Source organism: Amycolatopsis arida, from assembly GCF_900115565.1.
Lineage (GTDB): Bacteria > Actinomycetota > Actinomycetes > Mycobacteriales > Pseudonocardiaceae > Yuhushiella > Yuhushiella arida.
Genome location: NZ_FOWW01000006.1, coordinates 267,386 through 293,197 on the forward strand (window position 1 = coordinate 267,386; position 25,812 = coordinate 293,197).

Genomic DNA, 25,812 nt, shown 5'->3' on the forward strand with positions numbered 1-25,812 from the left:
GCCGCATGAGCCAGGCACTGCGTACCCGGCTGCACCGGCTGGACGTCCGGGCCTCGCCCTACCTGTACGTCGCGCCGTTCTTCGGGTTGTTCGCGGTGTTCGGCCTGCTGCCGCTGGCCTACACCGCGTACATCTCGACCACGGCGTGGAACCCGCGCAGGGCGGGCAGCGAGGACGTCTCCGTCGGGCTGGACAACTACCGGGCCCTGCTCGGCGACGACAACTTCCACAACGCGCTGGTCAACACGTTCGGGATCGGGCTGCTGTCCACCGTGCCGCAACTGCTGCTGGCGCTGGGCATCGCGCACCTGCTGAACTGCCGGCTGCGCGGCCGGCTGTTCCTGCGGATGGGCGTGCTGGTCCCCTACATCACCTCGGTGGCCGCGGTCGCGCTGATCTTCAACCAGATCTTCGCCCGCGACTTCGGCCTGCTGAACTGGGTGCTCCAGCCGCTGGTGGAGCAGCCGATCGACTGGCGGGCCGGAACGCTGTCGTCGTGGGTCGCGGTGTCGGTGATGGTCACCTGGCACTGGACCGGTTACAACGCGCTGATCTACCTCGCGGCGATGCAGACCGTGCCCTACGAGTGGTACGAGTCGGCGTCGATCGATGGCGCGAGCCGGTGGCGGCAGTTCTGGCACATCACGATCCCGAGCCTGCGGCCGACGATCATCTTCACGGTGATCGTGTCCACGATCGGCGCGTTGCAACTGTTCGCCGAGCCGTACCTGTTCGACACCACCCGCAACAGCAACGGCGGTGCGCAGCGCCAGTTCCAGACCGTCGTGCTCTACCTGTACCAGCAGTTCTGGGCCAACGGGCAGTACGGCTACGGCGCCGCGATCGCGTGGAGCCTGTTCCTGCTCACCGTGCTGATCGCGTTGATCAACTTCGCGCTGGTCCGGCGGATCCGGTCGGCGGAGTGAGAGGGGGAGGTCGATGACGCTCGTGCAACAGCGCGCCGCGGTGGCCGCGCCGCCACCGCGGCGTGACCCGGGCTCCCGGCACCGGCCGAGATCGGCGCGCGACCGCGGCCGGTGGCCGGTGTACGCCCTGCTGGGCACCATCGTGCTGATGTCGGTGTTCCCGCTGTACTGGTCGGTGGTGGTGTCCTCGCGCGACCAGTCGGCGATCGGCCGCTACCCGCCGCCGCTGGTGCCCGGCGGGAACCTGTGGGACAACCTGACGACGGCGTTCGAGCAGGGCAACTTCGGCCTCGCGCTGGTGAACTCGACCATCGTTGCCGGGGCGATCACGGTGTCGGTGGTGCTCACCTCGACGCTGGCCGGGTTCGCCTTCGCCAAGCTCCGCTTCCGCGCCCGCGGCGCGCTGTTCACCCTCGTGGTGGCGACCATGCTGGTGCCGACCCAGCTGGCGATCATCCCGCTCTACATCATGGTCACCCAGTGGTTCGGCTGGGCCAACGACCTGCGTGGGGTGATCGTGCCGGCGCTGGTCAGCGCGTTCGGGGTGTTCTTCATGCGGCAGTACCTGTCCTCGGCGCTACCGGGGGAGCTGGTGGAGTCCGGCCGGGCCGACGGCGCGTCGACGTGGCGGATCTACTGGAACATCGTGCTGCCGGTGGCCCGCCCCGGCGCGGCGGTGCTGGGCCTACTCACGTTCATCACCTACTGGAACGATTTATTCTGGCCGCTGATCCTGCTCAACACCCGCAACCCCACGGTGCAGGTGGCGATCGCGAACACGGCCAGCGGCATCGAGGTCGACTACTCGCTGGTGCTGGCCGGGACGGTGATCGCGACGTTTCCGATGCTGATCGTCTTCCTGCTGCTCGGCCGCCAGATCATCGGAGGAATCATGCAGGGTGCGGTGAAGGGATGACCGGGTCGACGAACGGGAGGCTGCGGTTCCCGCCGGCGTTCCTGTGGGGCGCGAGCACCGCCGCCTACCAGGTGGAGGGCGCGGTGACCGAGGACGGCCGCGGACCGTCCATCTGGGACACCTTCGCGCACACACCGGGCCGGGTGCTCGGCGGCGACACCGGTGACGTCGCCGCCGACCACTACCGGCGGTTCCGGCGGGACGTGACGCTGATGGCCGAGCTGGGGTTGCCGGCGTACCGGTTCTCGGTGTCGTGGCCTCGGGTGCAGCCGGGCGGGCGCGGCCCGGTCAACCGACCGGGCCTGGACCACTACGACCGGCTGGTGGACGAGCTCGCCGGGAAGGGCATCGCCCCGATCGTGACGCTCTACCACTGGGACCTGCCACAGGAGCTGGAGGACACCGGCGGGTGGGGCGCTCGGGACACCGCCGCCCGGTTCGCCGATTTCGCCGGGCTGGTGGCCGACCGGCTCGGCGACCGGGTCCCGTGGTGGACCACGCTGAACGAGCCCTGGTGTGCCGCCTTCCTCGGCTACGCCTCCGGCGAGCACGCGCCGGGCCACCAGGACCCCGCGCTCGCCCTGCGCGCGGCGCACCACCTGCTGCTCGCGCACGGCCTCGGCACCCGGGCCCTGCGCGCGGCCTTGCCGTCCTCGCCCTCCGCCGCGAAGGTGTCGGTCACGCTGAACCTGTTCGCGGTCTCCGCCGGGTCGGACACGCCGGCGGCGGCCGAGGCGGTGCACCGGATCGACGGGCTGGGCAACCGGCTCTTCCTCGACCCGCTGCTGCGCGGCGGGTACCCGGCCGCCGTGCTGGCCGACACCGCCGCGATCACCGGCTGGGACTTCGTCCGGGACGGTGACGAGGCGGTGATCGCCGCGCCGATCGACGTGCTCGGAATCAACTACTACTCGCCCACCGTGGTCGACATCGGACCACCGGCCGCCGGCCCCTCGCCGTGGCCGGGCTGCGCCGACGTCCGGTTCGTCCCGCCGTCCGGGCCGACCACGGCCATGGGGTGGCCGATCGACGCCCGCGGGCTCGGCCGGATCCTGCGTCGGGTGCACGACGACTACCGCGTGCCGATGGTGGTCACCGAGAACGGCGCGGCGTTCGACGACCGGCCAGGGTCCGACGGGGCGGTGCGCGACCCCGAGCGGATCGCCTACCTGCACGAGCACCTCGCCGTGCTGCACGAGGCGATTGAGGCCGGCGTCGATCTTCGGGGATACTTCGTGTGGTCGTTGCTGGACAACTTCGAGTGGGCGTTCGGCTACGCGAAGCGGTTCGGCATCGTGCACGTCGACTACGCGACCCAGCGCCGCACGTGGAAGGACAGCGCGTACTGGTATCGCGACGTGATCCGGGACAATGGCATCACCTGGCATCAACCGGCATCAACCGGCATCAACCGGGATCGACCCGCCGCCGGGGCGGGCCGGGGGAAAGGCGTGGCCAGAGGTGACTGAGGGGCCGGCAGCGGTCGCGCGGCGACCACCGACGCTGGACACGGTGGCGACGGCCGCCGGCGTCTCCAGGGCCACGGTGTCCCGAGTGATCAACGGCTCACCCCGGGTGTCACCGGAGGCTCGGGCGCGGGTCGAGGCGGCGATCGCGCGGCTGGGATACGTGCCCAACCACGCGGCGCGCAGCCTGGTGATGCGCCGCACCGACTCGATCGCCCTGGTGATGCGCGAGCCGGACGCCACGGTGCTCGCCGACCCCTACCTCGGCAACATGATCATCGCGACCAGCCAGGCGCTGGCCGGCACCGGCGTGCAGTTGGTGCTGATGAACGCGAAGAACGACGCCGAGCACGCGCGGCTGGCCGACTACGTGCGCGGCGGGCACGTCGACGGGGTGCTGCTGGCGTCGATGCACGGCGACGACCCGCTGCCACGGATCCTGGTCGAGTCCGGGGTTCCGGTGGTGGTCGGCGGCCGGCCGGCCCGCCCGGTGCCGGGGCTGACCTCCGTCGACGTGGACAACCTGGGTGGCGGGCAGCTCGCCACCGAGCGACTGCTGTCCGGCGACCGGCGACGGGTGGCGACCATCGCGGGGCCGGCGGACATGACGGCCGCGGCGGACCGGCTCGCCGGCTACCGGATGGCGCTCGGCGCTGTCGAGGGTGCCGAGGAGCTGGTGGAGCACGGCGACTTCACCCGCGAGTCCGGCGAGCGGGCGATGGCCGCGCTGCTGGAGCGGGCCCCCGACCTGGACGGGGTGTTCGCCGCCAACGACCTGATGGCCGCCGGGGCGCTGCGCACCCTGCGCGCCACCGGCCACCGGGTCCCGGACGACGTCGCGGTGGTCGGCTTCGACGACATCGAGCTGGCCCGGCACACCGAGCCGCCGCTGACCACGGTCCGGCAGCCGGTGGTCGACCAGGCCCGCCTCATGGCCGAGCTGCTGCTCACCCAGATCGGCGGCGGCCCCGCCGCCGACCCCGTCGTGCTCCCCACCCAACTGGTCGACCGCTTCACCGCCTGAGCACGAGAGCACGGGCACCCACCGCTCCACCCAACTCGGGGCGCCCCACCAGGCGCGGGACACCAGCCATTCCCCTCCCCCACCCCGGTCCGAAGCCGCCTTGCGGTCGTCGACACAATGACCGCTTCGGGGTGGAGGATCACCTACCTCGACGAGACGGGCCGCGAACGTGGGTGTCGCGTGGTGTTGCCCACCCGGCGGGTCGGCAGCCCGGTGGCCTAGTGGTAGCGTCCCGGTCCTGGTCAGCGCCCGCTGACCGGACGCGAACCGGCAGCGAAATCCGGTGCGAACCCGGTGCTGTGCCGCAACTGTGATGGCCCGCGGGAGCTCCCGCGGCCGAGCCAGGTCGCCTGCCGCTCGCCGACGCCACCCGCCTCCGGCGCAGGGGTGCGGCGTCCGGATCCGCTCGCGGTTCGGCCCGGCCCGCGCCGGCCGAAGGAGTCCGAGGTCACCATGTCCCGTCCCGCCCCGCTGCGCGCGCTGCTGCCCGTGCTGGCCCTGCTCGGGGTCGCCGTGCTGGCCGGCTGCGCCAACCGTGAGGAGCCCGCCGAGCCCGCTCCCGGGGACGCGGCGTTCCCGGTCACCGTGCGGGCCGAGGGCGCGCCCGCGGTCACCCTGGAGAAGCGGCCCGAGCGGATCGTGTCGCTGTCCCCCTCCGCCACGGAGACGTTGTTCGCCGTCGGCGCCGGCCAGCAGGTGGTGGCGGTGGACAACCAGTCCACCCATCCGCCGCAGGCCCCGCGCACCGACCTGTCCGGCCTCAACCTCGACCCCGAGGCGATCCTCGCCCACTCCCCCGACCTCGTGGTGGTCAGCGCCGACCGGGAGAACCAGCTCACCGGCGCGCTCGGCAAGGCCGGCGTGCGCACCCTGGTGCTGCCCGACGCGCGGACGCTGCAGGCGGCCTACGACCAGTTCGCGCTGGTCGGCACCGCCACCGGGCACGCCGACGAGGGGGCCGACCTGGCCCGGCGCACCCGCGAGGACATCGAGAAGATCGTGGCCGACACGCCGAAGCCGAACCCGCCGTTGACCTACTACCACGAGCTCGACCCGACCTACTACACGACGACGTCGGCCACGTTCATCGGCCAGGTGTACGGCCTGTTCGGCCTGGTCAACATCGCGGACGGGGACGACCCGAACGCCTCGGGCGGCTACCCGCAGCTGTCCGCGGAGCGGATCCTGCGGGCCAACCCGGACCTGATCTTCCTGGCGGACACGAACTGCTGCGGCCAGAACGCCGAGACCGTCGCCGCCCGCCCCGGCTGGGACACCCTCGACGCGGTGAAGGAGGGGCGGGTGTACCCGCTGAACGACGACGTCGCGTCGCGGTGGAGCCCGCGGGTGGTGGACCTCGTCCACGCGGTCGCCGACGCGGTACGCGGGGCCGGGTCGTAGGTGCCGTAGGTGCTTCGGAACGGCCGCCGCGCCGAACGGGTCGGCAGGGCCACGACGTCCCTGCGGCCGCGCACCCTGCTGCTCGGCCTGCTCGTGCTGGTGGTGTTCGTGCTGCTCGCGGTGCTCGTCGGCGCCGGGGACCTGGGCTGGCGCCGGGTGCTCGCGGAGATCGTCGCCCAGCTCACCGGCGGCACGTCGCCGCTGTCGGAGCGGGAGGCGGCGATCGTCTGGCAGCTCCGGGTACCACGGGTGCTGCTCGCCGGGCTGGTCGGCGCGGCGCTGGCCAGCGCGGGCGCGGCGTTCCAGGGGGTGTTCCGCAACCCGCTGGCCGACCCGTACCTGCTCGGCGCCGCGGCGGGGGCCGGGATGGCCGCCACGATCGTGGTGGTCGCCGCACCGTCCACCACGGACTGGGTGGTGGGGCCGCTGCCGATCGCGGCGTTCGCCGGGGCGATCGGCGGGGTGAGCCTGAGCTGGATGCTGGGCCGGTCGGCCGGCGGGACGGGAACGGCGACGTTGCTGCTGGCCGGGGTGGCGGTGGCGGCGTTCCTCACCGCGGTGCAGACGTTCGTGCAGCAGCTCAACACCGAGACGATTCGGCAGGTGTACACGTGGATGCTCGGCGGGCTGAACATCACCGGCTGGAAGGACGTGTGGCTGGCGCTGCCGTACGTGGCGGCGGCGGCCGTGGTGCTGTGCCTGTGCGCGCGGCTGCTCGACGTGCTGACCCTGGGCGACGCGGAGGCCGCGTCGCTCGGCGTGCGGCCGGGGCGGGTGCGGTTGCTGCTGCTCACCGCGGCGTCGCTGGCCACGGCCGCGGCGGTGGCGGTGAGCGGATTGATCGGGTTCGTCGGGATCGTGGTGCCGCACATGATCCGGCTGCTGTTCGGGGCGAGCTACCGGGTGATCATCCCGCTGTCGCTGATCGGCGGCGCGGTGTTCGTGATCATCGCCGACCACATCGCGCGCACGGTGATGCCGGGTGAGCTGCCGCTCGGCGTGGTGACGGCGTTCGCCGGGGCGCCGTTCTTCGTGCTGGTGCTGCGGACCTCGCGCCAGGTGCGGATGCCGTGACGGCACTGCGGCTGCGGGGCGTGCGGGTCGGTTACGGCCGGCGGACCGTCGTGCGGGACGTGTCGGTGGACGTGCCCGACGGCGGATGGCTCGCGGTGATCGGGCCGAACGGGGCCGGGAAGTCCACTTTGCTCAAGGCGGTGGTGGGGGTCGTCCGCGCCGAGGGGGAGATCCTGGTGCACGGCATCGCGGCGGGGTCGTTGACGCCGCGGGCGCGGGCGCGGGAGGTGGGGTACGCGCCACAGTCCCCCGCGCTGCCCGACGGGCTCACCGTCACCGACTACGTGCTGCTCGGCCGCACCCCGCACCTCGGCCCGCTGGCCAGGGAGAGCGCCCTCGACATGTTCGTTGTGGAAGAGGTGCTGGCGCGGCTGGACCTGGACGGGTTGGCCGGGCGGCCGCTGCGCACGCTGTCCGGCGGTGAGCGGCAGCGGGCCGTGCTCGCGAGGGTGCTGGCCCAGCGGACCCGGTTGCTGCTGCTCGACGAGCCCACCACCGGATTGGACATCGGCCACGCGCAGGCGTTGCTGGAGCGGTTGGACCGGTTGCGTCGCGAGGACGGCATCACGGTCGTCACCACGTTGCACGACCTCACCTTCGCCGCCCAGTACGCCGACCGGCTGCTGCTGCTCGACGGGGGCGCCGTGGTCGCCGCCGGGACCCCGGCCGAGGTGTTGACCCCGGAGCGGCTCGCCCACCACTACGACGCGGCCACGGAAATCCTCACCACCGCCGGCGGCCACCCGGTGGTCGCCCCGCGCCGGGGTGCCTAGGGCGGGTCCGGCTGTCGAGCCACGGGCATGGACCCGTGCGACAGGCTCATCGCCCGGCGGTGATCTGTTCGCGGAGGATGTCGCCGTGGCCGGCGTGACGTGCGAAATCCTCGATCAGAAGCAGGTAGACGAACCGGAGGCTGACATCGCCGGCGCGGGGGTTTGTCCTGGTGTCGTCGAGCTCGAGGTCGGCGGCGATTTCGCGGGAACGATCGCTGGCGCGCTCGAACTCGGCGATCACGTCGGCCAGGGTCTCGCCGTCGGCGACGACGAAACTGCCCTCGTCCGGGGTGGCGTAGCCGTCGCACTCGGATGCGTCCAGGCCGCGCAGGGTGCGTTGGAACCAGATGCGCTCGGCGACGGCCGCGTGTTTGATCAGCCCGATCGGAGTGGTCAGTGAGGTGACCAGGCGTCGACGGGCGTCTACTTCGGACAGTCCTCGTGCGGTGTCGATGAGCGCTTGCCGGTTGCGGTCGAGCATGTGCTCCAACATGAGACGCTCGGGTCCAGTGGTCACTCGAGGCAGTACTGACATCGGCCGTTCAGCCTTTCTGGGTTGGACTTCCTGAGTTGGAAGGGTCCTCGAACGCCGAGGGAACACCGATGGCGTCGGCGCTGGAGACCCACTGGGATGGCGAAGCCGCGGCAGCGCGCCGCCGCGAACGCTGGTCGGCCCCTGTCGGAGAGTCCTCGGGGAACGCGGTAGTCCGGGAACGCAGTTGTCCAGAAGCGCGGTAGTCCAGAGCCGAGGAGGGCCGGATCGCTGGCGAGAATACCGCCCACGCCAGGTCCGTGTCACGGGATTTGTGTCGATCTGTCCCGCGTGTCGCGCGCCGGACCGCGTTCAAAGCCTGGTGCCTGCCACCGCGGTCCCCGGTACGGCGCGGCGGGATGGGCGGCCGTGATCCGACCCCCTTGTCCTCTGCCCGGGACCGTAGCCACGACCGCCGTGACCCCCGGATCGTCCTGGGTGCCATCCCGACTCCATCTCGGGAAGGAGGCACCGTGGCGCTCCGCTTTCTGGCACGCTGGCGCGACGGAAAGGGGTGACGATGACGACACCCGCACCGCACGAGGTCGAGTGGCCCGACCAGTGGCGGCGCCGCGGCCGGCCCGTGTGGCTCGTGCTCGCGGGCGCGCTCGCGATGTCGGCGGCCGGTGCCGCCGCCGGTGGCTTTCTCACCGCCGCGACCCGGTCCGGAGCCACCGCCATGTGGGGTGCGTTCCTGGCGCTGGCCAGCCCGGTACTGGCCTTCGCCGCGCTGCTGGCCTACCTGCGATGGCGTCGGGCGCGGAGTAGCAGTCAGGTCGCAGTGGTGTCTCTGGCCGGGCCGAACGATCCGGCCATCGCCTTCCCTTACGCGCGGTGGCTCTACCCGGCGTACCTCACGGCGGCGACGGGCGGCTTGGTGGTCGGGGCGGTGTCGCTGGTCGGCTCGGTGGTGTGGACGCCGGAAGCGCCAGAAGGGCCGGTGCTGGCGCTCGCCGCGCTCGGGTTGACCGGTTACTCGGGCTGGTTCCTCGTGGCAGCACGGCGCTACAGAGTCACACCCGGGCGTGTGGTGCTCCAGCCCGACATGGTGCACCACAAGTCGTGGACGTTCTCGCTGACCGTGAAGTGGGAGCACATCACCGCGGTGGACGCGGTCGCCGCGGGCGGTGGGCGGATCGTCCTGCGAGTCCTCTCTGGTCGCATGGGCACCAGGCTCCCGTCGACCCGGGTCTGGCACCAACGCGAGTACACGCTCAGGCCCGACGTGGTGATCCCCATCCGGTGGCTGGGCGTGGACCCGGCGGTGCTGCTGGCCGCACTGCGCTTCTACCACGCGAACCCGCGGGCCCGCCAGGAGTTCGCCGGGAACCCCGCGGTCGACCGGATCCAGTCGCACTGGCTGACCTGAGCCGAGGTCACCTCCTACGGTCCCGTTCCTCGAAGGGAACCGAACCGGGCGCCGCTCCCTCGAAGGTATGCCACAGCAGCGATCTCGAGGGAGGCGATCCGATGGAGGACAGGCCGGTCATCCCGCCGATGGTCTACCTGGCGTGCGACTCGGTCGACGGCGACGACTTCATCGTGCACGTCCGCGCCACGAAGGACGACGAGCGAGCGGTCTTCGTCTACTCGGCCTACGACCGCCTGCTGAACTGCTGTGGTCCGCACCAACGGTGGGTCGTGCTGCCCACCCGCAACCTCGAGCGGGTCGCCGAGCACGTCCACTTCGACATGATCCTCATCGACATCGAGATGCCCGAAGAGCTGCGACGGAAGGCGGCGTGAGGCGATGCCCGACGGCTACGAGCTGAACCCCTCGACCCTGGAGCAGGCGGCGAGCGCGCTACGCACCGCGGGAACCACGCTGGACGGCCTCGGGGGCGACCCCGGGACGCCGGACGCCGGCGAGTTGAGTGGTGACATGGCCGGCCTGCTGGCCCGTTTCCTGCGCGGCGCGAGCGAGCTGGTGATCGGGGTCAACGCCGCCGGCGACCAGGTGGCGCACGCCCGGAACGTCTACCTGGAGCAGGAACGCTCCGCCCACGCCGACCTCTCGTCCTGACGCCGACATCGGAGCGCGAGCACATGCCCATCGACACCAAGATCGAAGGAGACCCGGAGAGCATCCGCGCCGCCGCGCGCTGGCTGCGGCACACGCTGTCCAAGGGGATCTACGACTGCACCACCCAGATCCACCACGCGCGGACCAACACCGAGGCCGACTGGACCGGTCCCGCCGCCGAGGCGTTCCGCGCGAAGATGAGTTCCGGCGGCAAGCGGGCCGACCATCTCGCCGAGGACGCCGACCGGGCCGGCCAGTCCTTCGAGAAGTACGCCGACGACCTGCAGACCGCGCAGACCCGGATGGCCAGCGCGCGACGGATCGCCGCCGAGGGCGGGCTGACGCTCACCGCCACCCAGATCCTAGATCCCGACCCGGCCCCACCGAATCCCGGCACGCTGCCCGCCGACGCCGACCCGACCCAGCGGGCCGCGCACGCCGACGCGGCCCGCGCCCAGCAGGCGCACGCCAAGCAGGTCGCCGCGTTCGTCGAGGCCAAGGCGGAGGCCAAGGAGGGCAACGCGATCTGGCGGTACGCCAAGGACACCTGGAAGAACATGAAGGACGAGGTCACGCAGAAGCCGTGGTTCCAGGCGCGGCGCTGGCCGACGCGACCTTCGCGGCGTCCGCGGCCCAGCGGGCCCAGACCCGCCTCAACGAGCGGGCCCGGATGTTCGACGGCCTGGCCCGGCAGACCCAGTCCCGGCTGCCGGGCACGGTCTACCGGGGAATCCCGGGCAGCGACGCGGGCAGGGCGCTGCGCAACGTCGACGCGGCGCAGCGGGGGGCGTCGCAGGCCGCGCGCGGCGCGCGGATCGCCGCCCGGTTCGGCGGCAAGCTGCCGGTCATCGGGACCGGGATCGCGATCACCAGCGCCGGCTACGACATCGCCAACGGCAAGCCGCCGGGCAAGGCCGTCGTGTCCACCGCGGCCGGCATCGGCGCGGGTGTCGCGGCGGGCGCCGCGGTCGGCTCGGTCGTGCCGGTGGCCGGCACCGCCGTCGGTGCCGTCGTCGGCGCGGGCGTCGGTTTGGTCGCGAGCGGCGCCGTGGACGCCGCGTGGGACCGGCTGCCCAAGGGCGTCACCGACCCGATCGACAAAGGGCTGACCGCGGCTGGCAAGGCCGTCGGCGGCGGCGCGAAGAAGGTCTGGGACTCGATCTTCTAGCATCTGCACACCGCCGGAGCAGGCCGGTCGAGGGACGGGAGCGGTGATGACGGCTTCCAGCCGATCGACGACCGAGTGGCCGGAGCAGTGGCGCCGTGCCGGTCGGCCGTTGTGGCTCGTGGTCGTCGCCGTTCTCGCGTTGGCCGCGGTCGGGGTGGCCGCGGTCGGCGTCATCGGCCTCACCGGCCCCGACTCCGGCCACGCGGCCTTCCTGGCGCTCGCGGCGGCGCTCGTGTACGTCAACCGCGCTCGGGGACGGCCCGAGGGCGCCGAGCGTATCCGCTCGACCCCGTTGCCCACCGGCGAGCGCGCCGTTCTTCCCGTGGTCCGACCTCACCGCGGTGAACGCCGTCAGCGCGGACGGCCCCGGCATCGGCGCCCTGGTCGTCGCCAACACGTCGGCCACGGTCCGCACCACCAGTCGAGTGTGGCGGCAGGCCGAGGCGAGGCTCGCGCCGCACCTCGCGATCTCGACGAAGTGGCTCGCCGTGGACCCGGCACTGGTGCTGGCCGCGCTGCGGTTCTACCAGTCGAACGCGGCGGCGCGCGGTGAGCTCGCCGCCGAGCTCGGGCTCGCTCGGCTGCGGGAACGGCGGGTCGGTTGAGCGGCCCCACCGAGGACTAGAACGTGTTACATTTCCTGGCATGATCCTGGACCGTTTCCGGTTGCCCGACCGGGTCGCCGTGGTGACCGGTGCCGGGCGGGGCATCGGGGCCGCCACCGCGGTCGCCCTCGCCGAGGCCGGCGCCGACGTCGTGCTCGCCGCCCGCACCGAGTCCCAGCTCGCCGAGGTCGCCGAGCGGGTGACCGCGACCGGCCGGCGGGCGCACGTCGTGCCCACCGACCTGAGCGACCCGGACGCGGCGGCCAGCCTCGCCGGCACCGCGGTCGAGGTGTTCGGCCGGCTGGACGTGGTGGTGAACAACGTCGGCGGCACCCTGCCCCGCCCGTTCCTGGAGACCACGCCGGAGTTCCTGGCCGAGGCGTTCGAGTTCAACGTCACCACCGCACACGCGCTCACCCGTGCCGCGGTGCCGGCGATGCTGAGCTCCGGCAGCGGCGCGGTCGTCAACATCTCGTCGATCATGGGCAGGGTCAGCGGCCGCGGCTTCCTGGCCTACGGCACGGCCAAGGCGGCGCTGGCCCACTACACCCGGCTCGCCGCGGCCGACCTCGCGCCGCGGGTACGGGTGAACGCCATCGCGGTCGGCTCGGTCGCCACGTCCGCGCTCGACCTCGTGCTCGGCAACGAGGAGCTGCGCACCCGCATGGAGTCGGCGACGCCGCTGCGCACCATCGGGGCGGCGGAGGACGTCGCCGCCGCGGTGCTCTTCCTCGCCGCGCCCGCCGGCGGCTACCTCACCGGCAAGGTCCTCGAGGTGGACGGCGGGTTGCAGGCCCCCAACCTCGACCTCGGCCTGCCCGACCTCGAAGGGACGCCGGAATGACCTACCGCGTCGTGCAGTGGAGCACCGGCAACGTGGGCCGGCACGCCATCGCCGGCATCGCCGCCCGGCCCGACCTCGACCTGGTCGGCGTCTGGGTGTCCGACCCGGCCAAGGTGGGCCGCGATGCCGGGGAGCTGGCCGGGCTCGGTCGCTCGCTGGGTGTCGCCGCCAGCGGGGACGCCGACGCGCTGCTCGCGCTGCGGCCCGACTGCGTGGTCTACACCGCGATGGCCGACGACCGCATCCCCGAGGCGCTGGGCGACCTGCGACGCATCCTGCGGGGCGGGGTGAACGTGGTGTCCAGCAGCCCGGTGTTCCTGCAGTTCCCGGACGGCGTGGTGCCCGACGAGGTCAGCGGGCCGGTGCGCACGGCCGCGGCCGAGGGCGGCGCGTCGCTGTGGGTCAACGGCGTCGATCCCGGCTTCGCCAACGACTGGCTGCCGCTGGTGCTCACCGGGGTGTGCGAGCGCATCGACGAGGTGCGCTGCCTGGAGATCCTGGACTACTCGACCTACGACAACGCGAAGGTGCTGTTCGAGATCATGGGCTTCGGTGGGCCGCTGGACGAGCCGCCGATGCTGCTGCAGCCAGGAGTGTTGACCCTGGCGTGGGGCAGCGTGGTGCGGCAGCTCGCCGCGGGGCTGGACGTCGAGCTGGACGAGGTGCGCGAGCGGCACGAGCGGCTGCCGGCGCCGGAGACGTTCACCATCGCGTCCGGGACGATCGAGAAGGGTACGGCCGCGGCACTGCGGTTCGAGGTGGCCGGGATGCGCGGCGGTCGCCCGGTGTGCGTGCTGGAGCACGTGACCCGGCTGCGACCCGACCTCGGACCCGACTGGCCGCGGCCGGCCGGGCAGGGCTGCTACCGGGTGGAGGTCACCGGCGAGCCGAACTACACGCTGGACCTACGGTTGCTCGGCTCCGACGGCGACCACAACACGGCCGGGCTGAAGGCCACCGCCATGCGGCTGGTCAACGCCATCCCGGCGGTGGTGCAGGCGCCGCCGGGGCTACTGACCGGGCTCGACCTTCCGCTGGTCACCGGTCGTGGTCTCGTCCGTCCCTGACACCTCGGCCTTCGCGGCACCGGTCTCGTCGGCCTCGGCGGTACCGGTCTCGTCGGCCTTGGTGGTCCCGGTCTCGTCGGCCTTGGCGCCGGTATCGTCCTGGTCGGAGCCGTCGGCCGGGTCGGCTGTGTCGCTCGTGCCGGCTGCGGGCTCGTCGGTGCCGTCGGTGTCGGGGTCCTCCTTGCCGCGCAGGACGGCCGGGTCCTCGCGCGGCCCGCGCCTGGCGGCGAGCACGAAGTAGGCCACCGCGCCGGCGAACACCAGGACCGAGGTCCACACGTTGACCCGCAGGCCGAGGATCTCGTTGGCCGGGTCGGTGCGCATCAGCTCGATCCAGAACCGGCCAGCGGTGTAGCCGGCGACGTACAGGGCGAACGCGCGACCGTGGCCGAGCCGGAAGCGGCGGTCGGCCCACACCACGAGCAGGGCGACGCCGAGGTTCCACAGCAACTCGTAGAGGAACGTGGGGTGCACGACGGCGATCGGCACGTCGCTGACCGCGACGCCACCGAGCGGGTCGTCCAGGCCGGTCTGCGGGTCGACCCGGCGGTAGATCTCCAGGCCCCACGGCAGGTCGGTCTCACCGCCGTAGAGCTCCTGGTTGAAGTAGTTGCCGAGGCGGCCGATGGCCTGCGCCACGACGATCCCGGGGGCGACGGCGTCGGCGACGGCGGGCAGCGGGATGCCCTTGCGTCGGCAGGCGATCCACCCGCCGACGGCGCCGAGGGCGATGGCGCCCCAGATGCCGAGGCCGCCGTCCCAGATCTTCAGCGCGTTGATCGGGTTGCGGCCCTCGCCGAAGTAGAGCTGGTAGTCGGTGATGACGTGGTAGAGACGGCCGCCGACCAGGCCGAACGGCACGGCGAACACGGCGATGTCGACGATGGTGCCCTTGCGGCCGCCGCGCTGCGCCCAGCGTCGCTCACCCCACCAGATCGCGACGACGATGCCCGCGATGATGCAGAGGGCGTACGCGCGCAGCGGGAAGGGCCCGAGTTGCCAGACCCCGCGATCGGGGCTCGGGATGTTCGCGAGGAAGACAGCGGCGGCCGAGTTCACCGGGCCACCGTAGCGCGCACCACAACCCGCCCGACGCTCAGTCCCACGTTCCCCGTCGCCGTGTTCGCCATCCCCGTCAACGCGTTGGCCGTTCGCGCCGGTGGGTTGACCTCGCGTCGCTCAGCCGTCGAGGCGCAGCTCGGCGGTGCAGGGCTGGTGCAGGGACAACACGAAGTGGAGCGGCCATAGCCGTTCACCTCCGCCCACGTCCCGATCGCCTGGTGGGCCCCAGTGTGCCATGCTGACCCCCCGCGGAAGCGATTCACGAGGTCAGCTTGGTGAGTCCTGCCGACAATCCAGGCGTGTGAAGGAGTCTCCGGCGAACGAACCACCCGTTGGTGGGGCACCTTGCGTGATCACACCATGACGCGAACGGCGAACACGGTGACGGGAGCGGCAAACACGCCGGGAGGGGTCAGCGCTTGCGGACGCCTTCGGCGAGGTCGCCGACGAAGGCGCGCAGGGCGACCTCGCCCTCGTCGGCCTTGGTGATGAGGGCCGAGCCGACGATCACGGCGTCGGCGAAACCGGCGACCTCGGCGGCCTGCTCCCCCGACTTCACGCCCAGCCCCACGCCGATCGGCAGGTCGGTGTGTGCCCGCGCGCGGCGCACCAGCTCGGCGGCGCCCGCGCCGACCTCGTCCCGCGCGCCGGTCACGCCCATCACCGCGGTGGCGTACACGAACCCGGACGCCGCCCGCACGGTCAACGCGATCCGCTCCTCCGACGACGACGGCGCGATCAGGAAGATCCGGTCCAACCCGTGCTCGGCGGACGCGGCCAGCCACTCCTCCCCCTCGTCCGGGGTGAGGTCCGGGGTGATCATCCCGAGCCCGCCGGCCGCCGCGAGGTCGCGGGCGAACGCGTCCACCCCGTACCGGTGCACGGGGTTCCAGTAGGTCATCACGACCGCTCGGCCACCCCGCGCGGCCACCGACTCCACGACCTCGAACAGGTGCTTGAGCCGGAACCCGGCCCGCAGCGCCGCGTCGGCCGCGGCCTGGATGGTCGGCCCGTCCATCACCGGGTCGGAGTAGGGCACCCCGACCTCCACCAGGTCGGCACCGGCGTCCACCGTCGCCGCGATCAGCCGCTTCGAGTCCTCCACCGTGGGGTACCCGGCCGGCAGGTACCCGACCAGCGCCGCCCGCCGCTCCGCCCGCGTCCGCTGAAACAGCTCGTCGAGCTCGCTCACAGTGCCGCCTCCCCGGAATTAGCCCTGTTGGTCGCGTTGGACAGTGAGCGTTCGGCTCGATCACGTACTTGTGGCTGGGTTCCGTCACGGTCCCCTGAGGTGACGGTTCCCGAGGTTGACAGAAGGTGTCTCACGGACTCCCCTTGCTGTCGATCAGCCCGAAGTAGCGGGCGGCCGTGTCGACGTCCTTGTCGCCTCGCCCGGACAGGCTGACCAGGATGTGCGCGTCCGGCCCCAGCTCGGCGCCCAGCCGCAGCGCGCCGGCCAGCGCGTGCGCCGACTCGACCGCCGGGATGATGCCCTCGGTGCGGGACAGCAGCCGGAACGCGTGCATCGCCTCGTCGTCGGTCACCGCCCGGTACTCGGCGCGGCCGGTGTCCTTCAACCACGAGTGCTCGGGCCCGACGCCGGGGTAGTCCAGCCCCGCCGAGATCGAGTACGCCTCGATGGTCTGACCGTCCTCGTCCTGCAGCAGGTACGACAGCGCGCCGTGCAGTGTGCCCGGCGTGCCCTGGGTCAGGGTCGCCCCGTGCTCACCGCTGTCCAGCCCCTTGCCGCCCGGCTCGAAGCCGACCAGCCGGACGTCCGGGTCGTCGATGAAGCCGTGGAAGATGCCGATCGCGTTGGAGCCCCCGCCGACGCACGCCGCGACCGCGTCGGGCAGCCGGCCGGTGAGGTCGAGCATCTGCTGGCGCGCCTCCTCGCCGATCACCTTGTGCAGGTTGCGCACCAGCACCGGGAACGGGTGCGCGCCCGCCGCCGTGCCCAGCAGGTAGTGCGTGGTGTCCACATTGGTCACCCAGTCGCGGAGCGCCTCGTTGATGGCGTCCTTCAGCGTGCGCGACCCGGTCTTCACCGGGATCACCTCGGCGCCGAGCAGCCGCATCCGCGCGACGTTGAGCGCCTGCCGCTCGGTGTCCACCTCGCCCATGTAGATCACGCAGTCGAGGTCGAGCAGCGCGCACGCGGTGGCCGTGGCCACGCCGTGCTGGCCGGCGCCGGTCTCGGCGATGACCCGCTTCTTGCCCATCCGCTTGGTGAGCAACGCCTGGCCCAGCACGTTGTTGATCTTGTGGGAGCCGGTGTGGTTGAGGTCCTCGCGCTTGAGGAAGATCCGCGCCCCGCCGGCGTGCTCGGCGAACCGTGGCGCCTCGGTGAGCAGCGACGGCCGCCCGGCGTAGTCGCGCAGCAGCCGGGCGAACTCGCCGGTGAAGTCCGGGTCGACCCTCGCCTTGTCGTACTCGGCGGCGAGCTCGTCCAAGGCGCCGATCAGTGCCTCCGGCATGAACCGGCCGCCATACGGGCCGAAGTGCCCGCGCTCGTCCGGGTCGTGCCGATCGGGCTTCGCGGTGGTGTCGACCTCGGGATCCGGGGCCGCCTTCAAAGGCTCGTTCATCGGATCGCGCTCCTCACCGGCTCGGCCGTGGGCACGCGGGGTGTGACCCGGCGGTGACCAGCTGGACCAGCGCGGCCTTCGGGTCCTCCGCGGCCACCAGGCCCTCGCCGACCAGCACCGCGTCCGCGCCGTGTCCGGCGTAGGCCATCAGGTCGCCCGGCCCGCGCACGCCCGACTCGGCGATCTTGATGACGTCCATCGGCAGCCCGGGGGCCAGCCGGCTGAAGACGTCCCGGTCGACCTCGAGGGTGTGCAGGTTGCGCGCGTTGATCCCGATGACGCTCGCGCCGGCCTCCAGCGCGCGGTCGGCCTCCTCGGCGTTGTGCACCTCGACCAGCGCGGTCATCCCCAGCGACTCGACGCGGTCGAGCAGCGACACCAGCGCGTTCTGCTCCAGCGCGGCGACGATCAGCAGCACCATGTCGGCGCCGTGCAGCCGGGCCTCGTGCACCTGGTACGGGCTGACGACGAAGTCCTTGCGCAGCAGGGGAACGTTCACCGCGTCGCGCACCGCGTCGAGATCGGCCAACGACCCGCCGAACCGGCGCTGCTCGGTGAGCACGCTGATCACCTTGGCGCCGGCCTCCTCGTAGTCCTTGGCCAGCGCAGCGGGGTCGGTGATCGGGGCCAGGTCGCCCTTGGACGGGCTGCGCCGCTTGACCTCGGCGATGACGCCGATCGCGGGGTCGGTCAGCGCCGCCTTCGCGTCCCGCGGCGGCGCGACCGCGGCGGCCCGGCGCTTGAGCTCGTCGAACGGCAGCTCGGCTTCCCGCTTGGCGAGGTCGGCCCGCACGTCCGCGACGATGTCCTCCAGAACGCTCACCGGAGTGCCCCACCCGCTGCCGCGTTCACCGTGTCACTTTCCAGGTCGCTCACAAAAACCTTCCCCTTCCCGCCGAACCGATGCTAACCCGGGCGCACCGCTTCACCGGTGCCGGGTCGAGCAACTCAGCGACCGATCGTCGGATCCTCCCCGTCGGACAGTGCCTCCCACAGGTGGGCATCGGAATCGGCGGGGCGGTGTTTCGCACCGGGCGCCGAGTAGCGGGCGCCCAGCCGCGGCATCCGGCCGGCCCAGCGCAGACCGAGCGCCCCACCGGCGGCGACGAGCAGCCCGCCGACCAGCGCCAATCCGTGCGCGGCGAGCATCTCGCCGACCGGTGCACCCGCGGGGTAACCACTCGTGCGCGCGCCGTCAACGGCGATCCAGGCCGCGGCCAGCCCGGCCAGCACCAGCACCGCGCCGAGCAGCCGGCGCGGCCAGCCACCGGTGGCGACCATCCCGGCGACGCCGGCGAGCGCGAGCACCGCGAGGGGCACCAGCGCGACCGCGGCCTGCGCGCCGTCCTCGGTGTGCAGCACGGTTCCGCGCACCCCGGCCGCCCTCGGCTCGGCCAGCCAGGTGAGCCGCGACGCGCCCCACAACGCCGCGGCGCCCAGCGCCAGCGCCGCCACGACGATCCAGAGTGGACGCTTGTCGGCGCGGTCGGAAGCGGGATCGGGCTCGGGGTCGGGTGTGGGGTCAGACACCGGCCCGGTCCTCACCGGGGTCCAGCGCACCGGCGGGTCGCATCGTCTGCGCGGCGGCGATCGCGGAGAGCACGGTGCGCGCCTTGTTCAGCGACTCGTTGTCCTCGTAGTCGGGGTCGGAGTCGGCGACGACGCCCCCGCCGGCCTGCACGTACGCCACCCCGTCGCGGATCAGCGCGGTGCGGATCGCGATGGCGGTGTCGGCGTCGCCGGCGAAGTCCAGGTAGCCCACCACGCCGCCGTACAGCCCGCGGCGGGTCGGCTCGAGCTCCTCGATCAGCTCCATCGCCCGCACCTTGGGCGCGCCGGAGAGGGTGCCGGCCGGGAAGCAGGCGACCACGGCGTCGAACGCGGTGCGCCCCTCGGCCAGCTCGCCGGTGACGGTGGACACGATGTGCATCACGTGGCTGTACCGCTCGATGGCGAAGAAGTCCACGACGTGCACCGAGCCCGGCGCGCACACCTTGCCGAGGTCGTTGCGGCCCAGGTCGACCAGCATCAGGTGCTCGGCGCGCTCCTTGTCGTCGGCGAGCAGGTCCTTGGCGAGCTGGGCGTCCTCGTCCGGGTCGGCCCCGCGCCAGCGGGTGCCGGCGATCGGGTGGGTGCTGGCCCGGCCGTCGCGCACGGTGACCAGGGACTCCGGGCTGGAGCCGACGATGTCGAAGCCGTCCAGCCGGAGCAGGTACATGTACGGGCTGGGGTTGGAGGTGCGCAGGACGCGGTAGATGTCCAGCGGGTCGGCGTCGGTGGCCATCTCGAACCGTTGCGAGGGCACGATCTGGAACGCCTCACCGGCGTGGATGGCCTCCACGGCCGCGCGCACGGCGGCGTGGAAGTCGGCCTTGTCGCGGCGCCGGGTGAACTCGGGCACGGGCCGGTCGAACACGGCGTTGGTGGCCGGGGCGGGCGCGGCGAGCTGGGCGGTCATCCGGTCCAGCCGGCGCACCGCGTCGTCGTAGGCGGCGTCGACCCGTTCCGGCGAGTCGTCCCAGTTCACCGCGTTCGCGATGAGCGTGACCGTGCCCTCGTGGTGGTCGAAGGCGGCCAGGTCGGTGGCCAGCAGCATGGTCAGCTCGGGGATGTCGATGTCCCGCTCGGCCAGCTCGGGCAGCCGTTCCAGCCAGCGCACGGCGTCGTAGCCGATGTAGCCGACCATCCCGCCGGTCAGCGGGGGCATGCCGGGCAGTGGCTCGGTGTGCAGCAGTTCGATCGTCTCGCGCAGCGCGACCAGCGGGTTCTCCGCCTCGGGAAGGCCGGCGATCGGGGTGCCGGTCCACACCGCCCTGCCGTCCCGGACGGTGAGCGCGGCCGGGCTGTGCACCCCCACGAACGACCAGCGCGACCAGGACTGCCCGTTCTCCGCCGACTCGAACAGGAACGTGCCGGGGCGGCCACCGGCGAGCTTGCGGTAGAGCGAGACGGGGGTGTCCGCGTCGGCGAGCAGCCGGCGGACCACCGGGATGACCCGGCGCCCCTCGGCCAGCGCGCGGAACTCCAGGCGGTCCGGGCTCACCGCGCCGAGCCCGGTGGCGCTGGAGCTGAGGGCTTCGACCATGCGGACATTGTGCCGCTACCCTCCGACGACGCCGGAACGGGGCATAATTCAACGCTCGTTGAAAGCATTGCGCTGGTCGGGCATGATGGGCCCATGACGTCGGCCAAGTCACCGTCCGGCCGCCGGCGGGGTCGCCGACCCGCCGGCCAGGATACGCGGGAGGCGCTGCTCGCCGCCGCGCGCGAGGTGTTCGCCGAGTCCGGCTACGACGGCGCGACGGTGCGCGCGATCGCGGCTCGCGCCGGGGTGGACGCGGCCATGGTGAACCACTGGTTCCGCGGCAAGGAGGGCCTGTTCGCGCAGGCCGTGCTGCAGGTGCCGTTCGACCCGCGGGACGTGCTGGACACGGTGGTGCCCGGCGACCCCGCGAGGCTGGGCGAGCGCATCATCCGCGCGTTCGTCACCCGCTGGGACGGGGCCGGCGGCGCGGTGTTCACGGCGCTGATCCGCAGCGTCACCACCCGACCGGAGGCGCTGCGGGTGCTCAGGGAGGTGCTGATCAGGCACATCTTCGCCGGGGTCACCGAGGCGGCCGGCTGCGACCAGCCCGAGCTGCGGGCCGGGCTGTGCGCGACGCAGATGATCGGGCTCGGGATGGCCCGCTACGTCGCCGAGTTCGAGCCGATCGCGTCGGCCGACGTGGAAACCCTGGTGGCCACCATCGCCCCCACCCTGCAGCGCTACCTCACCGGCCCCCTCGATTAACGCGTGTGTCCGCGACCTGTGATCAGGTGTCCGCGGTCTGTGATCAGGTGTCCGCGGTCTGTGATCAGGTGTCCGCGCCGTGCGGCGCAAACACGCGTGCAGGGAGCGCGGACACGCGTGCAGGGAGCGCGGACACGTGTGCAGGGGGCGCGGACACGTGGGTCAGGTGTCGGGGAGGAGGAGGCGGGCTTCCGTGTCGAAGCAGGTGTGGGTGCCGGTGTGGCAGGCCGGGCCGGTCTGGTCGACGCGCACCAGCAGGGTGTCGCCGTCGCAGTCGAGGCGCACCTCACGGACGTGCTGGGTGTGGCCGGACGTCTCACCCTTCACCCAGAGCCGCTGTCGGCTGCGGGACCAGTACGTGGCCCGGCGGGTGGCCAGGGTGCGGGCGAGCGCCTCGTCGTTCATCCACGCCACCATCAGCACGTCGGACGTGTCGTGCTCCACCACCACGGCGCAGACGAGGCCGTCCGGAGTGCGCTTGAGCCGGGCGGCCACCGCCGGGTCGAGGGTCCCGGCCGGCCCAGCGGACCGTGCCGGGTCCGCCGGGTCCGCCGGATCGAGAGGCGTGGTCACGCGCGGTCCCCGAGCACGTACCGGCGCAGCGGGCGCGAGTTGAGCAGCACCCCGGCGTAGACGTAGCCGGCCGCCGCGAGCAGGGAGAACAGCTTCACCCAGAGCAGCGCCGCGGCCAGCAGGAAGAACGCGTGCAGCACCGCGAACAGCACCACCACCACGAACCCGGCCATCCGGGCGAACGCGTTGCGCAGCATGATCCCGCCGGCGACCAGCCCGCCGAGCAGCAACCCGGTGGCCGGCATCAGCAACGTCCGCGCGTCGGCGGCGGTAGAGGCCACCATCACCCCGGCGAGCGCGAGGTACACCAGCGCCACGCCGACCAGCAGCGCGACGACGACCTTGACCTCCACCGGCACCCGCCGCACCTCGACGCTCACCGGACCTCGATCCCCTCGGTGCGCAACGCCCGCTTGACGTCGCCGATCTTCAGCTCGCCGAAGTGGAACACGCTCGCGGCCAGCACGGCGTCGGCACCGGCGCGCACCGCCGGGGGGAAGTGCTCGGGCCGGCCCGCGCCGCCGCTGGCGATCACCGGGACCCGCACGGCCTCGCGCACCAGCTCGATCAGCTCCAGGTCGAAGCCGGCCTTGGTGCCGTCGGCGTCCATCGAGTTGAGCAGGATCTCGCCGACGCCCAGCTCCTCGCCGCGGGCCGCCCACTCCACCGCGTCGATGCCGGTGCCGCGCCGGCCGCCGTGCGTGGTGACCTCGAAGCCGGACGGGGTGGTTGGGCCGCCCTCGGGCACCCGGCGGGCGTCGACGGACAGCACGACGCACTGGGCGCCGAACCGGCGGGACGCCTCGCGCAGCAGCTCGGGGCGGGCGATGGCGGCGGTGTTGACGCTCACCTTGTCCGCGCCGGCGCGCAGCAGCCGGTCGACGTCGTCGGTGCCGCGCACCCCGCCGCCGACGGTGAGCGGGATGAACACCTGCTCGGCGGTGCGGCGCACCACGTCGAAGGTGGTCTCCCGGTTGCCGGAGGAGGCGGTGACGTCGAGGAAGGTCAGCTCGTCGGCGCCCTCGGCGTCGTAGGCGCGCGCCAGCTCCACGGGATCGCCCGCGTCCCGCAGGCCGGCGAAGTTCACGCCCTTGACCACCCGTCCCGCGTCCACGTCGAGACACGGGATCACCCTCACCGCGACGGACATACGTCCAGCGTACGGGCCGACTCGGGACGCGGGCCCGCGTGGGTGGGCCGGGGTGCGCGGGTGCGGGTCAGCGCAGGGTGGCCAGGAAGGCCCACCACTGGGCCGGTCCGACGGCGAGGGCGCCGGCGGCCGGGTTCTTGGAGTCGCGCACCAGTGCCACCGGCGCCCGCCACCCCACCTCGACACAGCCGTTCTGGGTGGCGCTGTGGCTGCTCTTCTGCCAGCCGACCTCGACACAGTCACCGCTGCCGGTGCTGTGCGTGCTCTTCTGCCAGCCCACTTCCACACAACCGTCCTTGGTGGCGCTGTAGCTGCTCTTGCGCCAGGCGACCTCGACGCAGTCGCCGTTCTGGGTGCTGTAGCTGCTCGTGCGCCACTCCATGCGGTCCTCCGGCTACGGGTAGAGCTCGGTTGCCAGCCTGGCAATCACCTCCCTCGATTCTCCCTCATCCAGGGCGATGTCCGCGAGCACGTCCAGCACTCGCCGATATGCCCCGATCTCATCGTGCTCCTCCAGGAACAGGCAGGCGGTCTGGCTGTCGAGATACACGACCGGAGTAATGTCCGCGAACTCCATGAGCTTGAAGGCACCGGCGATTCCGGCGTGTACACCCGCAGCAGCGGAAATCACCCGAATGGTGATATACGGGCGCACCGACATACGCAGCAAGTGATGAAGCTGGTCGGACATCACCTCGTTACTACCCACCGGCAACCGCAACGCGAACTCGTGGATGAAGAAGGTGAAGTGCTCGCAGCGACAGTTGCCGAGCATCTTCTGTCGCTCCATCCGTGCCGTCACCCGATCGTCGAGCTCCTCCTCCGGCAGGGTGCCGAGGCCGGACAGTAGCCCTCGCGCGTAGTCCTCGGTCTGTAGCAAGCCGGGCACCACCATCGGCTGGAAGTCGGTGATCTTCGTGGCCTTGTTCTCGTGGTCCACCAACGTGCGCAGCTGCTTCGGCAGGCGGGCGCCGTGGCGCTGCAGCCAGCCCGGGGTGTTGACGTCGCGGCACAGCTTGAGCAGCCGCTCCCGCTCCGGGCCGATGATCCGGGTGGTGGCGCACACCGCCGAGATGTCCACCTCCCTTCCCCCGCGCTTCCCGCTCAGCAGCCGGGAGACGCGGCTGTCGGACCAGCCGAGCATCCTGGCGACGTCCCGGCCGGTCATTCCCCTGCGTTCCATTCCCCTGCGCAGCGCCTCACCGAGCTCGCGGCTGCGCACGGTCGTGTCTCGGTCTGTCATGAGGTGAAAATAGACCGAAGTGGCGACGTTTCCGGGGAGTGGCGCGACGAATTCACCGAAGGGGCGCACCGTGTGTCAGTGCCGCAAATCCGACTATCCGGTTTGTCCACACACACGAGCGGGGAACCGGCCCCCGGTTCACCGAACGAACAACACCGCGCGGCCCACCGACACGATGTCCGCGGCCAGGTGCGCGCGCCGGCGCATCGGCGGCAGCCGGGTGAGGTCGTTGACCATCATGATCACCGCCTGGGCCACGACCCGAGCCGCCGCCGGACTCCACGCTGCTCTCTCGGCAGGGGGCCGGTCCTCCCGCAGCAGCCGCACCCACTCGTCGATGCCGTCCCGCTGGATCCGCCGGTACTTCCGCGCCTCCTCAGGCGGCAGGTGGATCACCTCGCTGACCAGGATGCCGATCAGGTCGGGGTGGTCGAGGGTGACGTCCACGTACGAGGTCAGCAGCAGGTCCAGCACCTCGCGCGGGGTGCGCCCCTCGGCGAACGCGCGCGAGGTGTACAGCCGCATCCACTCCACGCCGCGGCCGAGCACCGCGGCCAGGATCTCCGCCTTGCCGGTGAAGTGGTGGTAGATGGTCGGGCCGGTGATGCCGGCGGCCTCGGCGATCTCCTCGATGCCCACCGCCGTGTAGCCGCGCTCGTGGAAGAGCCGGGTGGCCGCGGCGAGCACGCGTTCCCGCCGGGACCCGAGGTCGAGCCGGCGGTGCGGGCGCGGGGCGGTGCCGTCGCCGGCCGGGTGCAGCGGCGCGGCGAACGCGGCGTGGATCAGCCGGCGCAGCAGCCACTCGAACTCCGGCCGTGGCATCCGCACCGCGTGGTAGGACGGGCTGCCCAGCACCGACAGCGCGCACCAGCCGAGGAAGTCGGCGTCGGCCGGGTCCAGCTCGGGCCGCCAGGCGCGGGCGATGCCGGCGAGCGTGCCGGCCAGCCGGCCGACCCGGTGGAGCAGCTCGCGGCGCACCGGCCGGGCGAGGTTGCGGGCCTCGCGCTGCCACAGCGCGGGCACGCCCCGCATCTCGAGGGCGAGCCCGGCCAGCTCGCGCAGCACCGCGTCCGGATCCGACCTCACGCCGTCCAGGCCGGCGAGGCGTGTCTCGATCTGTTCTAGGTGGGCGAACAGGGTGCGGGCGAGCAGGTCCTCCTTGCTACGGAAGTGCCGGTAGATGGCGGTCGAGGTGATCCCCACCGCGTCGGCGACGTCCCACAGCGAGGTGGCGTGGTACCCGTCGCGCAGGAACAGCTCCCCCGCGGCGCGCAGGATCAGCACCTTGCGGTTGCGCGGGCGCCGGCGCGGCCGGTCGGCCGGCGACGGCGACACGAGGGCGGAGGAGTTCACCCACCCATTCTTCCGCCCGCTGGTACGCCAGGCCACCGAACGGTGCCGGAGCGTTACCTCGATCGCCCCCATCCGGGTGAGCTGGGGTGCGACCCGCCGCCTCCGACGATAGGCCGGCGAGCAGGCCGCTCCTGAATATCCCGCGCCGGGTGCGCCGCCGGAAGGTGCCGCGCCGGCGCCCTCACGCACCACGGGTCGGTGACCGGCGCGGGCTCGGCGGTCCACTGTCGACAG

At 72.5% G+C, this 25,812-nt stretch carries 28 protein-coding genes and 1 pseudogene; 16 read left to right on the forward strand and 13 right to left on the reverse strand.

The features are described 5' to 3' along the window. Positions 1–5 precede the first annotated feature (5 nt). The 7 genes from BM051_RS18795 (at position 6) to BM051_RS18825 (ending at position 7,580) form a co-directional block, all read left to right on the forward strand. Positions 6–926 (forward strand): carbohydrate ABC transporter permease, encoded by a 921-nt coding sequence (locus tag BM051_RS18795; RefSeq protein ID WP_092531777.1) that lies wholly within the window; start codon positions 6–8, stop codon positions 924–926. 13 nt (positions 927–939) lie between these two features. Further along, on the forward strand, positions 940–1,842 hold the full coding sequence (locus tag BM051_RS18800) for a carbohydrate ABC transporter permease (protein WP_092531780.1): 903 nt from the start codon (positions 940–942) through the stop codon (positions 1,840–1,842). Further along, on the forward strand, positions 1,839–3,311 hold the full coding sequence (locus tag BM051_RS18805) for a GH1 family beta-glucosidase (RefSeq protein ID WP_092531783.1): 1,473 nt from the start codon (positions 1,839–1,841) through the stop codon (positions 3,309–3,311). The genes BM051_RS18800 and BM051_RS18805 overlap by 4 nt, the downstream gene beginning before the upstream one ends. Positions 3,312–3,354: 43 nt before the next feature. Then, the gene (locus BM051_RS18810; protein ID WP_243859297.1) at positions 3,355–4,332 is read left to right on the forward strand and encodes a LacI family DNA-binding transcriptional regulator; all 978 of its coding nucleotides are present in this window, start codon (positions 3,355–3,357) and stop codon (positions 4,330–4,332) included. A 453-nt stretch (positions 4,333–4,785) separates the two neighbouring features. Next, positions 4,786–5,733, forward strand: coding sequence for an ABC transporter substrate-binding protein (locus BM051_RS18815; RefSeq protein ID WP_092532172.1), 948 nt, complete (start codon positions 4,786–4,788; stop codon positions 5,731–5,733). Between the two features lie 9 nt (positions 5,734–5,742). Beyond that, the gene (locus BM051_RS18820) at positions 5,743–6,807 is read left to right on the forward strand and encodes a FecCD family ABC transporter permease (protein ID WP_092531788.1); all 1,065 of its coding nucleotides are present in this window, start codon (positions 5,743–5,745) and stop codon (positions 6,805–6,807) included. After that, positions 6,804–7,580, forward strand: coding sequence for an ABC transporter ATP-binding protein (locus BM051_RS18825; RefSeq protein WP_092531791.1), 777 nt, complete (start codon positions 6,804–6,806; stop codon positions 7,578–7,580). Before BM051_RS18820 ends, BM051_RS18825 begins: the two co-directional genes overlap by 4 nt. 46 nt (positions 7,581–7,626) lie before the next feature. On the opposite strand, the gene BM051_RS18830 is transcribed toward BM051_RS18825, so the two are convergent. Then, entirely contained in the window at positions 7,627–8,115 is a 489-nt protein-coding gene (locus BM051_RS18830) for a DinB family protein (protein ID WP_092531794.1), read from the reverse strand. 517 nt (positions 8,116–8,632) lie between these two features. Here BM051_RS18830 and BM051_RS18835 point away from each other — a divergent pair. The 8 genes and pseudogenes from BM051_RS18835 to BM051_RS18870 all read left to right on the forward strand — a co-directional run bounded on the left by BM051_RS18835 (position 8,633) and on the right by BM051_RS18870 (position 13,819). Continuing rightward, on the forward strand, positions 8,633–9,481 hold the full coding sequence (locus tag BM051_RS18835; protein WP_134045968.1) for a hypothetical protein: 849 nt from the start codon (positions 8,633–8,635) through the stop codon (positions 9,479–9,481). 101 nt (positions 9,482–9,582) lie between these two features. Then, positions 9,583–9,858 carry an SAV_915 family protein gene (locus BM051_RS18840; RefSeq protein ID WP_092531800.1) on the forward strand — a complete coding sequence of 92 codons (276 nt, stop codon included), beginning with the start codon at positions 9,583–9,585 and terminating at the stop codon, positions 9,856–9,858. Positions 9,859–9,862: 4 nt separating this feature from the next. Beyond that, complete coding sequence (locus tag BM051_RS18845; protein ID WP_092531803.1) at positions 9,863–10,135, forward strand: hypothetical protein; 273 nt, start codon at positions 9,863–9,865, stop codon at positions 10,133–10,135. 23 nt (positions 10,136–10,158) lie between these two features. Continuing rightward, positions 10,159–10,389 (forward strand): annotated as a pseudogene (locus BM051_RS30680) (hypothetical protein); the annotation flags it as partial. 329 nt (positions 10,390–10,718) lie between these two features. Beyond that, on the forward strand, positions 10,719–11,303 hold the full coding sequence (locus tag BM051_RS29125) for a hypothetical protein (RefSeq protein ID WP_166677613.1): 585 nt from the start codon (positions 10,719–10,721) through the stop codon (positions 11,301–11,303). Between the two features lie 341 nt (positions 11,304–11,644). Beyond that, positions 11,645–11,908, forward strand: a complete 264-nt coding sequence (locus BM051_RS18860; protein ID WP_092531809.1) for a hypothetical protein — start codon at positions 11,645–11,647, stop codon at positions 11,906–11,908. A gap of 40 nt (positions 11,909–11,948) precedes the next feature. Beyond that, entirely contained in the window at positions 11,949–12,752 is an 804-nt protein-coding gene (locus BM051_RS18865; RefSeq protein ID WP_092531811.1) for an SDR family oxidoreductase, read from the forward strand. Continuing rightward, positions 12,749–13,819, forward strand: coding sequence for an NAD(P)H-dependent amine dehydrogenase family protein (locus tag BM051_RS18870; protein ID WP_092531814.1), 1,071 nt, complete (start codon positions 12,749–12,751; stop codon positions 13,817–13,819). Before BM051_RS18865 ends, BM051_RS18870 begins: the two co-directional genes overlap by 4 nt. Here the strand turns inward: BM051_RS18870 and lgt are convergent. The 6 genes from lgt to BM051_RS18900 form a co-directional block, all read right to left on the reverse strand. Then, entirely contained in the window at positions 13,763–14,878 is a 1,116-nt protein-coding gene (lgt, locus tag BM051_RS18875) for a prolipoprotein diacylglyceryl transferase (protein WP_092531817.1), read from the reverse strand. The genes BM051_RS18870 and lgt overlap by 57 nt on opposite strands. 415 nt (positions 14,879–15,293) lie before the next feature. Then, positions 15,294–16,073 (reverse strand): tryptophan synthase subunit alpha, encoded by a 780-nt coding sequence (gene trpA / locus BM051_RS18880; protein ID WP_092531820.1) that lies wholly within the window; start codon positions 16,071–16,073, stop codon positions 15,294–15,296. 130 nt (positions 16,074–16,203) lie between these two features. Continuing rightward, positions 16,204–17,469 (reverse strand): tryptophan synthase subunit beta, encoded by a 1,266-nt coding sequence (gene trpB / locus BM051_RS18885; protein WP_243859296.1) that lies wholly within the window; start codon positions 17,467–17,469, stop codon positions 16,204–16,206. 13 nt (positions 17,470–17,482) lie between these two features. Then, positions 17,483–18,292, reverse strand: coding sequence for an indole-3-glycerol phosphate synthase TrpC (gene trpC / locus BM051_RS18890; protein ID WP_092531823.1), 810 nt, complete (start codon positions 18,290–18,292; stop codon positions 17,483–17,485). A gap of 125 nt (positions 18,293–18,417) precedes the next feature. Then, positions 18,418–18,930: a Trp biosynthesis-associated membrane protein gene (locus BM051_RS18895; RefSeq protein WP_092532178.1), complete on the reverse strand. Its 513-nt coding sequence runs from the start codon at positions 18,928–18,930 to the stop codon at positions 18,418–18,420. A gap of 61 nt (positions 18,931–18,991) precedes the next feature. Continuing rightward, entirely contained in the window at positions 18,992–20,554 is a 1,563-nt protein-coding gene (locus BM051_RS18900; RefSeq protein ID WP_092531826.1) for an anthranilate synthase component I, read from the reverse strand. 93 nt (positions 20,555–20,647) lie between these two features. On the opposite strand from BM051_RS18900, the gene BM051_RS18905 reads away from it, so the two are divergent. Next, complete coding sequence (locus BM051_RS18905) at positions 20,648–21,259, forward strand: TetR/AcrR family transcriptional regulator (protein ID WP_092531829.1); 612 nt, start codon at positions 20,648–20,650, stop codon at positions 21,257–21,259. A gap of 162 nt (positions 21,260–21,421) precedes the next feature. Here BM051_RS18905 and hisI read toward each other — a convergent pair whose 3' ends face one another. The 6 genes from hisI to BM051_RS18935 form a co-directional block, all read right to left on the reverse strand. Next, positions 21,422–21,832, reverse strand: a complete 411-nt coding sequence (hisI, locus tag BM051_RS18910) for a phosphoribosyl-AMP cyclohydrolase (protein ID WP_092531832.1) — start codon at positions 21,830–21,832, stop codon at positions 21,422–21,424. Next, positions 21,829–22,212: a hypothetical protein gene (locus BM051_RS18915; protein ID WP_092531835.1), complete on the reverse strand. Its 384-nt coding sequence runs from the start codon at positions 22,210–22,212 to the stop codon at positions 21,829–21,831. Before BM051_RS18915 ends, hisI begins: the two co-directional genes overlap by 4 nt. Continuing rightward, positions 22,209–22,982, reverse strand: coding sequence for an imidazole glycerol phosphate synthase subunit HisF (gene hisF, locus BM051_RS18920; RefSeq protein ID WP_092531838.1), 774 nt, complete (start codon positions 22,980–22,982; stop codon positions 22,209–22,211). The genes BM051_RS18915 and hisF overlap by 4 nt, the downstream gene beginning before the upstream one ends. 67 nt (positions 22,983–23,049) lie before the next feature. After that, positions 23,050–23,364 carry a DUF397 domain-containing protein gene (locus BM051_RS18925; RefSeq protein WP_092531841.1) on the reverse strand — a complete coding sequence of 105 codons (315 nt, stop codon included), beginning with the start codon at positions 23,362–23,364 and terminating at the stop codon, positions 23,050–23,052. Positions 23,365–23,376: 12 nt separating this feature from the next. After that, positions 23,377–24,294: a helix-turn-helix domain-containing protein gene (locus BM051_RS18930; RefSeq protein WP_243859295.1), complete on the reverse strand. Its 918-nt coding sequence runs from the start codon at positions 24,292–24,294 to the stop codon at positions 23,377–23,379. Between the two features lie 69 nt (positions 24,295–24,363). Continuing rightward, the gene (locus BM051_RS18935; RefSeq protein WP_166677612.1) at positions 24,364–25,578 is read right to left on the reverse strand and encodes a TetR/AcrR family transcriptional regulator; all 1,215 of its coding nucleotides are present in this window, start codon (positions 25,576–25,578) and stop codon (positions 24,364–24,366) included. Positions 25,579–25,812 lie beyond the last annotated feature (234 nt).

Coding starts and splice junctions, on each gene's coding strand:
- BM051_RS18795 (WP_092531777.1), top strand. CDS start 6: ATGAGCCAGGCACTGCGTACCCGGCTGCACCGGCTGGACGTCCGGGCC.
- BM051_RS18800 (WP_092531780.1), top strand. CDS start 940: ATGACGCTCGTGCAACAGCGCGCCGCGGTGGCCGCGCCGCCACCGCGG.
- BM051_RS18805 (WP_092531783.1), top strand. CDS start 1,839: ATGACCGGGTCGACGAACGGGAGGCTGCGGTTCCCGCCGGCGTTCCTG.
- BM051_RS18815 (WP_092532172.1), top strand. CDS start 4,786: ATGTCCCGTCCCGCCCCGCTGCGCGCGCTGCTGCCCGTGCTGGCCCTG.
- BM051_RS18830 (WP_092531794.1), bottom strand. CDS start 8,115: ATGTCAGTACTGCCTCGAGTGACCACTGGACCCGAGCGTCTCATGTTG.
- BM051_RS18835 (WP_134045968.1), top strand. CDS start 8,633: ATGACGACACCCGCACCGCACGAGGTCGAGTGGCCCGACCAGTGGCGG.
- BM051_RS18840 (WP_092531800.1), top strand. CDS start 9,583: ATGGAGGACAGGCCGGTCATCCCGCCGATGGTCTACCTGGCGTGCGAC.
- BM051_RS18845 (WP_092531803.1), top strand. CDS start 9,863: ATGCCCGACGGCTACGAGCTGAACCCCTCGACCCTGGAGCAGGCGGCG.
- BM051_RS18865 (WP_092531811.1), top strand. CDS start 11,949: ATGATCCTGGACCGTTTCCGGTTGCCCGACCGGGTCGCCGTGGTGACC.
- BM051_RS18870 (WP_092531814.1), top strand. CDS start 12,749: ATGACCTACCGCGTCGTGCAGTGGAGCACCGGCAACGTGGGCCGGCAC.
- trpB (WP_243859296.1), bottom strand. CDS start 17,469: ATGAACGAGCCTTTGAAGGCGGCCCCGGATCCCGAGGTCGACACCACC.
- BM051_RS18900 (WP_092531826.1), bottom strand. CDS start 20,554: ATGGTCGAAGCCCTCAGCTCCAGCGCCACCGGGCTCGGCGCGGTGAGC.
- BM051_RS18905 (WP_092531829.1), top strand. CDS start 20,648: ATGACGTCGGCCAAGTCACCGTCCGGCCGCCGGCGGGGTCGCCGACCC.
- hisF (WP_092531838.1), bottom strand. CDS start 22,982: ATGTCCGTCGCGGTGAGGGTGATCCCGTGTCTCGACGTGGACGCGGGA.
- BM051_RS18925 (WP_092531841.1), bottom strand. CDS start 23,364: ATGGAGTGGCGCACGAGCAGCTACAGCACCCAGAACGGCGACTGCGTC.